General features: G+C 57.9%; 13 protein-coding genes and 7 tRNA genes. 14 read left to right on the forward strand and 6 right to left on the reverse strand.

Annotated features, from left to right (window positions below; all coding sequences use genetic code 11):
- Positions 1–48 precede the first annotated feature (48 nt).
- The 5 genes from dut to dxs all read left to right on the forward strand — a co-directional run bounded on the left by dut (position 49) and on the right by dxs (position 5,662).
- Positions 49–522 (forward strand): dUTP diphosphatase, encoded by a 474-nt coding sequence (gene dut / locus I6I72_RS12900; RefSeq protein ID WP_046645360.1) that lies wholly within the window; start codon positions 49–51, stop codon positions 520–522.
- Positions 523–580: 58 nt separating this feature from the next.
- The gene (locus I6I72_RS12905) at positions 581–1,486 is read left to right on the forward strand and encodes a DUF3710 domain-containing protein (protein ID WP_049145365.1); all 906 of its coding nucleotides are present in this window, start codon (positions 581–583) and stop codon (positions 1,484–1,486) included.
- Between the two features lie 152 nt (positions 1,487–1,638).
- Entirely contained in the window at positions 1,639–2,265 is a 627-nt protein-coding gene (locus I6I72_RS12910; protein ID WP_236081458.1) for a DUF3159 domain-containing protein, read from the forward strand.
- Positions 2,258–3,571, forward strand: a complete 1,314-nt coding sequence (locus I6I72_RS12915) for a class I SAM-dependent RNA methyltransferase (RefSeq protein WP_049145371.1) — start codon at positions 2,258–2,260, stop codon at positions 3,569–3,571. The genes I6I72_RS12910 and I6I72_RS12915 overlap by 8 nt, the downstream gene beginning before the upstream one ends.
- Positions 3,572–3,724: 153 nt before the next feature.
- A complete protein-coding gene (gene dxs, locus I6I72_RS12920; RefSeq protein WP_049145373.1) occupies positions 3,725–5,662 on the forward strand; it encodes a 1-deoxy-D-xylulose-5-phosphate synthase in 1,938 nt (645 codons plus the stop codon).
- Positions 5,663–5,674: 12 nt separating this feature from the next.
- Here the strand turns inward: dxs and I6I72_RS12925 are convergent, their stop codons facing one another.
- Positions 5,675–6,919 (reverse strand): HRDC domain-containing protein, encoded by a 1,245-nt coding sequence (locus I6I72_RS12925; RefSeq protein ID WP_049145375.1) that lies wholly within the window; start codon positions 6,917–6,919, stop codon positions 5,675–5,677.
- A gap of 100 nt (positions 6,920–7,019) precedes the next feature.
- Positions 7,020–7,637, reverse strand: a complete 618-nt coding sequence (locus I6I72_RS12930; protein ID WP_201807889.1) for a DUF3000 domain-containing protein — start codon at positions 7,635–7,637, stop codon at positions 7,020–7,022.
- A 281-nt stretch (positions 7,638–7,918) separates the two neighbouring features.
- On the opposite strand from I6I72_RS12930, the gene hemQ reads away from it, so the two are divergent.
- Positions 7,919–8,620 carry a hydrogen peroxide-dependent heme synthase gene (gene hemQ, locus I6I72_RS12935; RefSeq protein WP_046645424.1) on the forward strand — a complete coding sequence of 234 codons (702 nt, stop codon included), beginning with the start codon at positions 7,919–7,921 and terminating at the stop codon, positions 8,618–8,620.
- 118 nt (positions 8,621–8,738) lie between these two features.
- On the opposite strand, the gene msrB is transcribed toward hemQ, so the two are convergent.
- The 4 genes from msrB to I6I72_RS12955 form a co-directional block, all read right to left on the reverse strand.
- The gene (msrB, locus tag I6I72_RS12940; RefSeq protein WP_005529180.1) at positions 8,739–9,152 is read right to left on the reverse strand and encodes a peptide-methionine (R)-S-oxide reductase MsrB; all 414 of its coding nucleotides are present in this window, start codon (positions 9,150–9,152) and stop codon (positions 8,739–8,741) included.
- Between the two features lie 9 nt (positions 9,153–9,161).
- Positions 9,162–10,364, reverse strand: a complete 1,203-nt coding sequence (locus I6I72_RS12945; protein ID WP_236592640.1) for a glycosyltransferase family 87 protein — start codon at positions 10,362–10,364, stop codon at positions 9,162–9,164.
- Positions 10,365–10,374: 10 nt separating this feature from the next.
- The gene (locus tag I6I72_RS12950) at positions 10,375–11,052 is read right to left on the reverse strand and encodes a dihydrofolate reductase family protein (RefSeq protein ID WP_049151667.1); all 678 of its coding nucleotides are present in this window, start codon (positions 11,050–11,052) and stop codon (positions 10,375–10,377) included.
- Positions 11,053–11,148: 96 nt separating this feature from the next.
- A tRNA-Val gene (locus I6I72_RS12955) sits at positions 11,149–11,223 on the reverse strand.
- A gap of 279 nt (positions 11,224–11,502) precedes the next feature.
- Here I6I72_RS12955 and I6I72_RS12960 point away from each other — a divergent pair.
- From I6I72_RS12960 to I6I72_RS12995, 8 genes are all read left to right on the forward strand, one after another.
- Positions 11,503–11,578 (forward strand) — tRNA-Gly (locus I6I72_RS12960).
- A 47-nt stretch (positions 11,579–11,625) separates the two neighbouring features.
- Positions 11,626–11,697 (forward strand) — tRNA-Val (locus tag I6I72_RS12965).
- 45 nt (positions 11,698–11,742) lie between these two features.
- Positions 11,743–11,818: transfer RNA gene (locus I6I72_RS12970), tRNA-Gly, on the forward strand.
- A gap of 30 nt (positions 11,819–11,848) precedes the next feature.
- A tRNA-Cys gene (locus I6I72_RS12975) sits at positions 11,849–11,919 on the forward strand.
- 29 nt (positions 11,920–11,948) lie between these two features.
- A tRNA-Val gene (locus tag I6I72_RS12980) sits at positions 11,949–12,020 on the forward strand.
- Between the two features lie 45 nt (positions 12,021–12,065).
- Positions 12,066–12,141: transfer RNA gene (locus I6I72_RS12985), tRNA-Gly, on the forward strand.
- A gap of 351 nt (positions 12,142–12,492) precedes the next feature.
- The gene (locus tag I6I72_RS12990; protein WP_049146474.1) at positions 12,493–13,056 is read left to right on the forward strand and encodes a copper resistance CopC family protein; all 564 of its coding nucleotides are present in this window, start codon (positions 12,493–12,495) and stop codon (positions 13,054–13,056) included.
- A gap of 17 nt (positions 13,057–13,073) precedes the next feature.
- Complete coding sequence (locus tag I6I72_RS12995) at positions 13,074–13,745, forward strand: copper chaperone PCu(A)C (RefSeq protein ID WP_049146477.1); 672 nt, start codon at positions 13,074–13,076, stop codon at positions 13,743–13,745.
- Positions 13,746–13,755: the final 10 nt, after the last annotated feature.

Here is a 13,755-nt window from a genome sequence, read left to right on the forward strand (position 1 = left end):
TTCACGTTGTAACGAAGCGACCGTTCGGAGCACGGTAGGCTGGGGCAGGTGAATGAGACCAACCCGATTATTGATCCTGTAAGTCCTTTCGGTCCCGTGAAGGTGCACCGCTTGGATAAAGACTTGCCTTTGCCGCACCGCGCGCATAGGGGCGATGCTGGCGCAGACCTGTGTGCAGCGGAAACCGTAGACATCGCTCCCGGCGAGCGGGTTCTGGTGGGCACTGGTATTGCAATCGCTTTGCCGCTCGGCACCGTGGGGCTAATCCACCCACGCTCTGGTCTTGGCGCCAAGCATGGAGTTTCTGTGGTGAATACACCGGGCACCGTCGATGCTGATTATCGTGGCGAAATTAAAGTGTGTCTGATTAATCACGACCTACATGAGACTTTTCACGTTGAGCGCGGCATGCGTATCGCTCAATTGCTTGTCCAGCGTGTTGAGCTCGTCGACTTTGTCGAGGTGGACGAACTTGACGAAACCGTCCGGGGAGCCGCAGGATATGGCTCGACAGGTGTCTAGACTCGCTTCATAATCATTAACCGCTATTTAAGAGTTTCAAGTTTGGAGAAAAACAGCTATGTGGCCGTTTTCTAAGAAAAAGTCTGATGACCAAGAAGTTAAGGACCAAGAAGTTAAGGACGCCGAGCAAGTAGGCGCTGCTGGCAGCCCTGCTAGCACGGGGCACACTAGCCGCGCAGAAGATGCCCAAGCTGGCGCTGCGGCTGCGGCTTCTCAGGCTGAGTTCACGGCTTTTAGCATCGACCATGACGCCGTTAACGGTGACTCTGGCCCCTTTGACGGCGATTCTGTAAAAATCGAAGAGTTCGATTTCACTGATTTCTCCGTCGGAATCCTAGATCTGGGTTCTATGCGCATTCCTCTGCCAAAGGGGAGTCAGGTGCAGGTGGAGATGGGCGAGCAAGGCCCGAAGATGCTGCACATCGTCACCGAATTCGGCCGCATGACGCCGGTTGCTTTCGCCGCCCCACGCAAGCCAGGGCAATGGGCAGAATCTGCTGTTGACATTGTCGAAGGGCTGACCCGAGATGGATTTACAGCCCACCCAGAAAACGGCCCATGGGGAACAGAAGTTGTGGGCACAAACCCGAACGGTGAAATCCGCATTATTGGTGTTGATGGCCCACGCTGGATGTACCGTCTAACTTTGGCAGCGCCTGCTGGAAAGCAAGAGGAGCTCGCCGCACTAGGACGCGAGGTCTTTGCCCGTACCTTCGTCTACCGTGGCGAGAACCCAGTTCTGGCGGGTAGTTCGCTGCCAGTGACCTTGCCGCAGCAATTAGCGGAGCAAGTACAAACCGCCATGCAGCAGCGTGCGGAAGGCGGAAGTGCCCCGGCTTCCGGCGCGCCTGGATCTGCTGATGCGGCAAACTCGGCGGCAGCCCGTGATGAAGCAGAAGCGAAGGCTCAGATCAACGATTTGAATAAAGAGACCGCTGCGCAGGACAATAGCGACGATAAATAATTGCGTCCCTATCCATCCCTACAGCACTTCATCGAAGTAGTGCTTTGATGAGCGGTGGATACATAGACAAGAAAGCCGACGTGACGAACCCACAAAGCCATTCAGCCGCCCCGACTGAACAAGAAGTAGTAGAGCCGACACTGCTGGAGCAGATGGGAGGCCTCTCAGGACTTGTCTCAGCGACACTTCCGGTCGTTGTCCTCATCCCCGTCAATAACGTGTGGGGTCTGGGCCCAGCGTTGTTGGCTGCTCTCGGCGTCGCAGTGTTTATTGCGGTTTGGCGAATCATCCGTAAAGAGACGCTGCAGCCGGCCATCTCAGGTCTGTTGGGCGTAGGCATCTGCGCCGCAATCGCGTGGTTTACTGGTGACGCTAAGGGCTACTTCCTCTATGGCATCTGGATGTCGCTGGTGCTTTTCGTTGTTGCAGCAGTTTCCATTTTGCTGCGCTGGCCGCTCGTTGGCGTCATTTGGAAAGGCATAAACGGCGAGGACATGCGCTGGCGCACTGTTGTAAAGGCGCGACGTTCCTATGCCATTGCTACGGCCGGTTGGGCCGTGATTTTCCTCGCGCGATTCCTCGTGCAGAACGCCATTTACAACGCTGACAACACCACCGCTTTGGGCGTGGTCCGCATCCTTATGGGATGGCCCCTGACCGGCTTGGTCACCATCCTCACCATTTGGATGGTGCGCCGCGCCAACGCCGCAGTTGAGGAAGCCTACCCCTCTGAGAGCGAAACTGCCCAAGAAACCATTCAGGAGAAGGTCGATGACTAGTCCGCACACGCACTCGGAGTTCCACGAATCCGAATCCGGCCCCTCTAAAGGTGAAGAACTCCTCCTAGGAGTCGAGCGTATGGCGCACGGCGGCGTGGGCATCGCGCACGCTGAGGATGGTCGCGTGGTCTTTGTCCCAGGAGCTTTCCCTGGCGATAAAGTCCGGGTAGTGGCTAGGAAGGTCAAGAAATCCTTCATTGACTCCGAGTTAGTGGACGTTGTTGAAGCTGGTCCATTGCGCGTCGCGTCCAGCTGCCCAGCGGCCGCGCGCGGGGCGGGATGCTGTGATTTTCACGAACTCGACCCATCCAAAGAGGCGGAAATCAAAGTCGAGGTCTTGATCGATCAGCTTCGTCGCGTGGCCAAGCTCGATGACTCCGAGCTAGCCGCATTAGACGTCGTGGCCCAGGAACTTAGCCCGCAGCGCGGATGGCGCACGCGCGTCAGGCTCGGCGTCGACAAGCAAGGGTGCGCTGGATTGCGGAAGAAATCTTCCACCGAACTCGTCACCGACGTTGCGTGCACCCAACTGGTGCCGGGCCTTGTGGATGGCATCGTGGGAGCCGATGCTCGTCGTTTCACCCCGGGGGCTGAAGTTATTGTAGTCATCGACAGTGCTGGTAACCGCCACGTAGTCGAATCCCGTCGTGCCCCGCGTGGGCGCCGCGTGGAAACCGTCCTAGACGTTGTCGAGGGCTCCGGCGACGTCGTGCAAGCCGCTGACGGCCATGAATTCCGCTTTCCCGCGACAGCTTTTTGGCAGGCACACACCAGCGCCCCAGATTCTTACACGCAACTCGTTCGTGACTGGCTGACTGACAGCAGTGCAGATCCGGCCATGCCAGCAGTGGCATGGGATCTCTACGGCGGCGTGGGCCTGTTTGTACCGGCGCTGCATGATGCACTTGCAGATACCGCATCGCTTGGGCGGCCCCAGGCGCAGGCGCCGAAGATCTACTCTGTGGATTATTCGCCGGCAGCGGCCGCACATCCGCAGGAAAGCCTCGCTGCTTACGACGTCTCTTTCCGTAACGCAAAGGTGGAGGCCTGTGCGGCACAACTGCCTGCACCGGGCTACGTAGTCCTTGACCCGCCCCGAACGGGCGCCGGGGATGAGGTTGTCTTTGCGGTGGCGCAGGCGGGGCCGCGTAGCGTTGTACACGTCGGTTGCGATCCAGCCACCTTTGCACGCGACCTCAAAGCATGGAAAGAAGCTGGTTACGCGCTGAAGCGGTTGACCATGGTAAACGCCTTTCCTGGCACGCACCACTTTGAAACCATGGCGCTGCTGCAGCCTGCCTCCTAAGGAGGGGCGCTCGCCACGCATATCGTTGCGCGGCGCGGGCAAGATCTGGGGAAGAATAGGAAACTTCGTCTCAGAAGGATTGCCGTCCGCGGACCGCGAACGGGTACGGTAGTAAAGAACAAGAACTGACAAGAAGGAGAAGAAGGCCGCTCCATGACCATTCTGGATTCCATTGCGTCGCCTCGCGATTTGAAGGCTCTCTCCCCAGCTCAACTGACCCAGTTGGCTGGTGAAATTCGTCAACGTCTGATTGAAAAGGTTTCGGTTACCGGTGGTCACCTCGGACCCAATCTCGGCGTGGTGGAACTTACTGTGGCTATGCACCGGGTGTTTGATTCCCCGCGTGATGCGATCGTCTTCGACACCTCCCACCAGTCATACGTGCACAAGATGCTTACGGGGCGTGTGGGTAAGTTCGATACCCTGCGTCAAAAGGACGGTCTTTCTGGCTACACCGATCGCGGCGAATCCGAGCATGACTGGACTGAGTCTTCGCATGCTTCGGCTGCGCTGTCCACGATCGACGGTTTGTCTAAGGCTTTCAAGATTAAGGGCCAGTCCCACCGCAATGCTGTGGCAGTGGTGGGCGACGGTGCCCTCACCGGTGGCATGTGCTGGGAGGCCTTGAACAACATCTCGGCAGATAAAGAACGCAATGCGGTCATCATCGTCAACGACAATGGCCGTTCCTATTCGCCGACCATCGGTGGTCTTTCTGAAAACCTCGGTCGCATCCGCGCGCAGCATGGATACGACGAGATCATGGCACAGGGCAAGAAGCGCCTGAAGTCAATGGGTTGGGTTGGCGAGCGTACTTTCGACGCCCTCCATGCCATCAAGGACGGCGTGAAGTCGACCGTGATGCCCACGGAGATGTTCCCGGAGCTTGGCATCAAGTATGTCGGCCCGATCAACGGTCACGACATTGATGCACTTGTGCGCGCGTTGTCCTATGCACGCGATTATGACGGCCCGATCATCGTCCACACGGTGACGGAGAAGGGCCATGGCTTTGCGCCGGCCGTCAACGAGCCAAAAGACCAGATGCACTCCACAGGCGCCATCGACCCGGTTACGGGCGTGGCCAAGGGGCAAAAGCAGCCTGGCTGGACCGCTGCTTTTTCTGAGGAACTCATCAAGGCTGGGCAGCAGCGTGATGACATTGTGGCGATTACTGCTGCTATGGCGGGCCCCACAGGCCTGGCACCGTTCGAGGAGCGTTTCCCTGAGCGTTTCTTCGACGTCGGTATCGCTGAGCAGCACGCCATGACGTCTGCTTCCGGTCTAGCGTTGGCAGGAATGCACCCTGTCGTGGCTATCTATTCCACGTTCCTCAACCGCGCGGTGGACCAGGTCATCATGGACATCGCGTTGCTGAAGCTGCCTGTGACTATCGTCCTTGACCGTGCCGGTGTGACCGGCTCCGACGGCCCTTCGCACAACGGTGTGTGGGACATGGCGCTGATGAGCATCGTTCCTGGCATGCGCATTGCTGCGCCTCGCGACGGCGCGCGTCTGCGTGAGCTCTTCCACGAGGCGATTGAGGTCAACGACGGCCCCACCGTGGTGCGCTTCCCGAAGGGCAACCTGCTTGACGATATCGAGGCAGTAGACCAGCTCGCCGATGGCGTGGATATCATCCACTACAACGATTCTCGTGATGCGAAGGACGCGGATCCCGCGGCCGCGGAGACTCCCGACGTCTTGATTGTTGCTATTGGCGCTATGAGCACGCGCTCGAAGAACGCAGCACAGCTTCTGGAGGAACGCGGCTACAACGTGACAGTTGCTGATCCGCGCTGGGTTGTCCCGGTTCCGCAGTCTTTGGTTGGCCTTGCCGCTGACCACGACCTGGTGGTGACGGTTGAGGACGGCATTATCCGTGGCGGTATTGGCTCCATGATCGCGGAGGCTCTCGACGCCGCCGAGGTAGATACGCCGGTGCGCCGCATGGGCGTGGCCAACTACTTCCCGCATCACGCAAGCCGCGGTGAGGTGCTGGAAGAAAACAACCTGACACCTGACGCGATTGCCGACGCCATCGAGGAGTGGGTTGGTGGCATTAGGGCTGACGAAGTGGAACAGGCCTAACTAGCCCCCCGCTTAGCCGGCGTAGACGAGCCCTTCTTCCAGAATCGGTTGGAGGAGCTCAATCTGCCATTCGCGGGCGCCTTCATCACGCAGGAAGGGGGCGATATCCTGTGGCCCTTTTATCATTCCGCCCACGGAGCCAGGCTTTTTCGCTTTCGGTGGACAACCAGCTGCCCATACAACTGCGCGGAGCGTGGCTGGTTTCAAGATGAGTTCCCAGGGCATGGCGACCTCGTCGCCGAGGTCCTCGCACTCCTCGCGGAGGTTTTGGAAAACCTCCCACAGTTCCGGGTAATCCTTAGCCCAGATAGTCTTCGACGGGACCTGGGAGATCGTTCGCTGCTGGCGCGGCCAATCCTGGGGGTCGAGTGCGCGGGCTTTGTTCACGACATCAAACCACTGCAGCGCGGAGCCAGAACGCTTCCTCGGAATACCTTTGATGCGAGCAAACTGTTGCGGTGAATCTGGCAGTGTCCGTGCAATATCAATGAGCACGCGGTGCGGCAGAACTCTATTCGGCGCGGTATCTGTGGAACGGGCAATGGACTCGCGGCGCGTCCACAGAGCCTTTGCTACGGCTAATTGCTCGCCGGTTCTCAGGGAGGACAGCCCCTTCAACCCGCGCCAGGTTCGCTCGGTTGGCTCGGTGACACCTGCGTAGTCATCCACCATCGCGGCGAATTCTTCATAGGCCCAATCTAGTTTGTCCTCTTCGGCCAGAATGTCACGCAGCGCCTCTGCCAGCTCGAGCAGCAACTCGACGTCCAGAGCCGCATAGGCGCGAAGGTTGGGGGAAAGCTTGGGCGCTGACCAGTCAGAATCGCCGTAACCTTTCTCAAGCTCGACGTCGAAAAGCTCAAGAATCATTGCGCCCAGGTTGGGGTGGGCGAAGTCGGCCATGCGCGCGGCCAATTCCGTGTCGAACAAGGTTCCTGGATACAGGCCGAGCCACGCCAGACTGGGAAGATCAGAGGGCGCTGCGTGCACGACCCAATCCTGATCGTTGATTACGGGCGCTAGCGCGGCGCTCAACTCGCTGCGCTTGCCTTCCGGGGCGAAGAGGAAGGTACCGGCGCCAGCGCGGCGGATTTGAATCAGAAAGGCGCGGTCATCAAAGCGATACGAGGATGCTCGCTCAGTGTCGATTGCAAACGGACCCGTGCCCGCGCTGAGGGCGGTGGTAGCGCTGGCAAATTCTGCCGGGCTACGAAGTACCTCGGGAATTCCGTCTTGAGGTTGGGTCCGCAATTCAGTCATGATTGCAGCCTACAAGGCAATGGGCACCACGGCGATAACCAAGGTGCCTATGTGGCGCAAATGTGCGCAGCTGCAGTCAAGCTCCGGGGGAGAAAAGCGTTTAGCGGCTCAGCTCCGTGACACCCTCAGGTGGAAGGCCAGCCACGTTGGCCAGGACCTGTGCGAAAGCCTCGACATGAGGTGCTAGGTCTAGGCCTTCAGCAGTCCAGGAAGCACGCATCTCGAGCTGGTATGCGCGGGGCGGGCCGCCGATTTCGCCAAAGAGTACGGAAGCCGTGGAGGTCACCGTACCGCCGAGGTTGGTGTGTGTTGCACCGTTGGACTCCATGGCCTCGTTCAGCCATTCCCACGCGACGTCGGGAAGCAGCGGATCGCCCGCTACTGCGTCATCCATGTCGGCCTGGATATAAGCCACCAGGCGCATAGCGCCTTCCCAGGCCTCCTCGGCGCCGGGATCATGGAGGAGAATGAGTCGGCCAAAAGCATCGCCGTCGCTGTCAGTAGGGACAATATCGACGTCCGAATCTTGTGCGTCGCCAACTTCTAGTCCGATGGCGTGGCTGTACGGAGCGAGGCGCTGTGGTGGGCGGATTGTTCCCAGCGTGATTTCGGGGCGAAGGCGAGCCGCATGCATGGACTCAACGGCGGCGTTGAATACTGCCGGGGTGGTGTCCGCTTCAGATGCGGAAGAAGCTTTGGCGGCGGCGTGCTCGTGCAGGCTTGTCGGTGCGCCTGCAAGGTTGCTCGAAGTTACGTCGGAATTGCTCACGTCGTTCAAGCTATAGTTTTCCAGCCGGTAGAGGGCGAAGGCGCGCCGTAGCGGGATGGGCTGGCAGGCAATTTTTGCAGGGAAGTTGGCTATGTTTCAGCTACTAACTGAGGGAAAGATGGAAATAGGGCTTTATCCAACTTATGATGGATGGGTATCTAGTTCTCTTTGGGGTCTCGCCCCATAAAGAGAGCGCGAATCGCATCCATTTTCAAAGGAGAATGTCCACCATGGCGAAGGTTAATTTCCAAGAGCTCAACTCTATGCAGCAGTACTCCCAGCATGCGGTATTCAAGGTAATCCCGGGTGCGCTGGGCACGGAGCGCGCGGAGATTGTTACCCAAGCGCAGGAGTTCTTCAAGAATCTCGAGGAAGAGGGCAAGCTCACCGTCCGAGGTATCTACGATCTCTCCGGCATGCGTGACTCTGCAGACTTTATGATTTGGTGGCACGCGGAGGAATTCGCAGACATCCAGAAGGCATTTGCTGACTTCCGTCGTGAGACCACCCTGGGCCAGGTCTCTGAGGTCACTTGGGTAGGTAATGCACTGCACCGCCCAGCGGAGTTCAACAAGTCCCACCTGCCTTCCTTCATCATGGGTGAGGAACCTGGTGATTGGATCGCGGTCTACCCATTCGTGCGTTCCTACGATTGGTACACCATGGATGAGGAAAAGCGTCGCCGCATTCTGATGGAGCATGGCATGCAGGCACGCGACTACCCTGACGTTCGCGCTAACACGGTTCCTTCCTTCGCGCTGGGTGACTACGAGTGGATCCTCGCCTTCGAGGCGCCAGAGCTGCACCGCATCGTGGACCTGATGTACCTGATGCGCTACACCGAGGCTCGCCACTACGTGCGTGAGGAGATTCCTTTCCATACCGGCCGCCGTGTCAAGGATGTTGCTGAGCTCATCGCGGTTCTTCCTTAAGGCGTTGGCCGCGAGAGCCACACTCTAAGCTGAGAAAAATCCGCTTTCTTCCCGGACAGTATCGGGGGAAGAAAGCGGATTTTGTGGTTGTGATTGGTGGGCGCAACCTTGCAGTGCGCTATTCGCCGACTGGCTTCTCCTCAAGGGTGAGGCATATCGAGTTGATGCAGTAGCGCAGGTCGGTCGGGGTGTCATAGCCCTCGCCGGCAAAGACGTGGCCCAGGTGGGACTCGCAATTGGCGCACAGGACCTCGGTGCGGGTCATGCCCAGGGAGTTATCGACGCGTTCAATGATCTTGTCGCCCGCGAGAGGGGAGAAGAAGGAAGGCCAGCCGCAGTGCGACTCAAACTTCTCCGTCGAGCGGAAAAGCTCCGTGCCGCAGGCCTTGCATGAGTACACGCCCTCGGTGGTGGTATTGGTGTATTCGCCTACATGCGGCGGCTCAGTGCCCGCTTGTCGAAGCACGTAGTATTCCTCGTCGGTGAGGCGATTGCGCCATTCAGTATCGGCGATGAGCTTGAAATCAGTCATGGCAAAAGTTTAGCGCTTAACCTTTGGCTCACGCCACCAGCCGATAGTCGAAGCTGCGGTCACCACGATGAGAAGCCCCCAACCAATGGTTGCGGTGAACACGGTCATCCAGCTGCCTGCGACTGGCCAGTGTGTTGAGCTCCATTCCACAGGCGCCAAGAAGAAGAACGCAGCAGCCCAAGCGCCCCAAGTATGGAACACAGAGCGGGGGAGGAGGACCGTAAACAGCATGGGAAATAGCCACATCGAGTAGTACTGCTGACCCAAAGAAGACAGAAAGAAAATGCCCACCATGATGGCGCCCGAGGTCGTAAGGGCCCAGAATACCGGCTCCGACTCCCTCCACTTAAGCAGTCCCAAGATACTCAGAGCCGTGCACACTCCAAGCGCGATCCACAAAGGGTAATACGCAGTAGGAGACAGGCCAAAGTATGCCTGTACGCCAGGCCACGAGGCATTGGCGTAGTCACGGGTGGTGCCGAGGTAGGGCACGAGGTTATCAAGGTAGCCACTGGCGCCTGGGACAAGTGGCCAAGCGATGGCATTGAAAAGCACGGGCACAGCGACGCCGCCAGCGATGTTGATCCAGTCCTTCTTGACCAGCGGCAAGAACAGTAATGGCGCAAATTGCGGCTTGATAAGGATGGCCAAGCCAATAGCTATGCCCGCTGCAACTCGTGGACCGCGTCGCGATTGCAAGATACCCCAGAGGAACACGCTCAACGCCAACAAAAGCAGGCCATTGATATTGGTAAAAGCCAGGGTGTTGATTACGGCTTCAGTCGCGAATGCGGCGACGAGGGCGACTGGAAACACAGGGCCGCGGAGCGAGTACCCAACTACAGTCGTGAGAATCGCAAGCGCCGCGCAAATCGCCAGAGCGTTGGCGCAAATGAAAGCCCCACGGGTAAGCGAGAAATCGGCCATGCCCAGAGGGGAAAGCAGTAGCGTAGCACCGGGGTTGTACAGGTAGAGCGGGTCAACGTGATTGTATGCCTGGTCGTAGACAGGCTGGCCATCAAGGAAACGCCGGACGGCATTAAACACCGTGGTGAAGTCATCTGTCGGCGTTCCGTTGAGGGCCACGACGAAGACCCGGTGCACTATTAACAGCAGAGCCAGCGGCCACGCGGCGATCGTCAAGATGTGCCCTGAACGCGCGTGGGGCGGCAAAGCGGCGGCGTCGATAGTGGCAGGACTCTGAGAACTCACGTCATGCAGTTTACGGGTAGCCGCGATGGGCATAGCGCAGAAACACCGTGCCGTCCGCGTCCGCCGCGACGTTCTCAAGCTCAAGCGAAAGTGCAGGGGCCTGCGCAGTTTCCTCGTCGCGCGCATAAACTAGAGGCTGCGCTACAGAGGATGTCAGGTGCGGATCTAGTGTGAGATAGAGCTTGTCTACTAATCCTGCGGCAATGAAGGCGGAGTAGACGCCCGGGCCGCCTTCGCAGACAATGCGCGTCCAGCCTTGTGCATGAAGTGCGGCAACCACAGATTGGATTGAGCCATCACCGGTACCAAGAACCGTTGCGCCTGCCGATTCGAGCCTTTGCGCCGCCGCAGTTCCCACCTTCTCATCGGGGGTCAAAATAAGGGGAGGAGTGCCCACCTGGAAAAGCTTTGATTCAACGTTAAGGTCCAGGGAATAGCTCATCACTGCAATGCGTGCCGCGCCAGGCGACGACCCCTCGTAATCCTCGGCCTTGACGGTGCCCGCCCCCACAACAACTACGTCGCCCCATTTGCGCAGCCCTTGGAAGAGTGCGGCGTCGGTGGCGTTCCCCATTGCATCGGAGGTCCCATCAATTGTCGCGGAACCAGACAGGGTAGATACCTCGATGAGTCGAATGCCTGGGGTGTCGGGCCCAAGGTGCGCGGAAACGTCAATATCGGTGTGCATGGGCTCAGCCTAGCGGAGGGAGGGACCTCAAGGTCGGGTTTTTTGGGGACTGACGCGCAAAAGCCGGCGCATTTATGCAAGGCGCCGGCTGAGAAATGGTGGTCCTAGCTGGGATTGAACCAGCGACCTTTCCGGTGTGAACGGAACGCTCTCCCACTGAGCTATAGGACCTTGGTGTGAGGATGAATTTACACCTTGTTTGGCCGTAAACCATAATCGCCTGGAGGTAGTGGCTGCCACCTGCAGTTTCAGTCGGGCATCCTCGATAACCGTCGAGCTGGACAGTGCAGGTGTGAATTACCTTCATGTAATTCGCGGCATCGAAAAGCGGCCTAGAATCTGTGGGAAAATAGGTAATTATCCAGCGGATTTGGAAACTCGCGCGGGGCGCGATAATGTTTCTACTCGCACCACGGCAATCAGTTGTTAAGACGGTTTCCGAAATGCAGTGCGGATGTAGCGCAGTTGGTAGCGCATCACCTTGCCAAGGTGAGGGTCGCGAGTTCGAGTCTCGTCATCCGCTCCAAGACGTTCTTGGCTTAGTTCAAGTAGCGTGTTGATAATGAAATATAAGCGCGATTAGCTCAGCGGGAGAGCGCTTCCCTGACACGGAAGAGGTCACTGGTTCAATCCCAGTATCGCGCACTAGGTGCTTAAAGCACCTAGTGGGGTCCGATAAGGATCCCAAATGCGGATGTAGCGCAGTTGGTAGCGCATCACCTTGCCAAGGTGAGGGTCGCGAGTTCGAGTCTCGTCATCCGCTCCAACACATTAGTGTGTGAGGCGGTATCGCCACGGTGGAATGGCCGAGTGGTGAGGCAACGGTCTGCAAAACCGTGCACACGGGTTCGATTCCCGTTTCCACCTCAATTTTTTGACGCGTTTATGCGCGTTGAGCGCGATTAGCTCAGCGGGAGAGCGCTTCCCTGACACGGAAGAGGTCACTGGTTCAATCCCAGTATCGCGCACTAGGTGCTTAAAGCACCTAGTGGGGTCCGATAAGGATCCCAAATGCGGATGTAGCGCAGTTGGTAGCGCATCACCTTGCCAAGGTGAGGGTCGCGAGTTCGAGTCTCGTCATCCGCTCCACTGGAAGCCTTCCATGCATTGCGCAGGAAGGCTTCTTTTTGATCCCTCCTAGTGTCTGTTACTTAGTCCTTAGTCCTAAGCCCTTATAAGGGGAATATAGGCTGCGGATCGTGTGATGGGACACATTTTCAATAGTTGGGGGAACTTAACCGAGGAAGCCTGCGACTACTATGCAGCTGTCGCTAAAGCTGAATAATTTTGCTGCGCGGTTTACTTGGTGAAAAGAGCCACGGCCTCCACAACCGAGGCTTTGCTCTCGCCCATTGACCAAAGCGCGAAATTAACTACTGCGAGTGCGGCGGCTATAGCATGTGATCGATAGTTCGCACCCCGCCTTAAGAGGAGGCTTTCATGCATTTTCGCCGTTCAGCCCGTATTTTTGCTGCAAGTGCTGCGGCATCGATGGTGGCTCTGACCGCTCCGAGCGCGCTCGCGCATGACTCGGTCATCGGCGGCAACGTCGTGAACGATGCTCCTCTTGAGGAGTTTCCACAGGAAATCACTTTGGAATTCTCGGCGGTACCTAAAGAAGGTTTCAATACCTTTGCCGTTACCAACACTAAAACCGGAGCTGTGCTTTTCGACGCCGAGCCGACCCTCAATGACCGTGAACTCACGGTCGAGGTGCCCGAAGACGTTAAACCAGGACCGGGCGAGTACCAGGTTGGTTTCCAAATAACTTCTTCTGATGGTCACGCTACTCGCGGCTCAGTACCTTTCACTGTGGCTGGTGAGGCAGGCAGCAATGAGGTAGCTGAATCCTCGTCTGCCGCCGATGCAGCCGATGCCGCAGACCCAAGTGGTCTGCCATCCGCTGCTAAGTGGGCTCTCGCCGCAGTAGCCCTCTTTGCCGTGGTAGCGGCCGTCATCATGGCAGGTGCGAAGATGCGCCGTAGCAACGATCTCAACTCCTAGATATAGAAGGATTTTTAATGAAGACCCGCAAGTTTGTTTTGTCTGCCGTTGCCGTAAGTGCTTTGGCTTTGGCTGGTTGCTCGAACAGTGAGCAAGATTCCACCGCTTCCTCCTCGCAAGAGTCCACGGCGGCAACCTCGGCTGCGTCCTCCTCTGCGACTTCTGGTGCTGAATCTAAGCACGCGGAAGCTGGCGACATTCATATCCATGACGGTGTCGTTCGCGCGATGGCTGAGGATTCTGACATGACGGCTATCTTCGGCAGCATCCACAACGGTTCTGATAAGGACATCACCGTGACCGGTTTTACTTCCTCGATTGAGGCTGACATGTACCAGATCCATGAGGTCGTAGATGGCGTCATGCGGGAAAAGAGCGGCGGCCTCAAGATTGCAGCTGGTGAGTCTGCTGAGTTGAAGCCAGGTGGTGAGCACCTGATGCTCATGGGCGTTAAAGAACCAGTCATGGCCGGCGAGAAGGTTGAGGTCACTCTGTTGCTTTCTGACGGCTCCAAGGTTGAGCTAGGGGAGCTGCCGGTTCGAGAAATTGGCGCTGGTGATGAGAACTACGGTGACATGTCCGGTCATCAGCACGGCCATGCTCACGGTTCTGGGATGAGTGGCGAGCACATGCACGGCGATCACATGAGCGAGGCGGCTAACACTAGCGAAGCAAAGCACGCTCACTAAGAGCATCGCT

The organism is Corynebacterium striatum (assembly GCF_016728105.1).
Taxonomy (GTDB): domain Bacteria; phylum Actinomycetota; class Actinomycetes; order Mycobacteriales; family Mycobacteriaceae; genus Corynebacterium; species Corynebacterium striatum.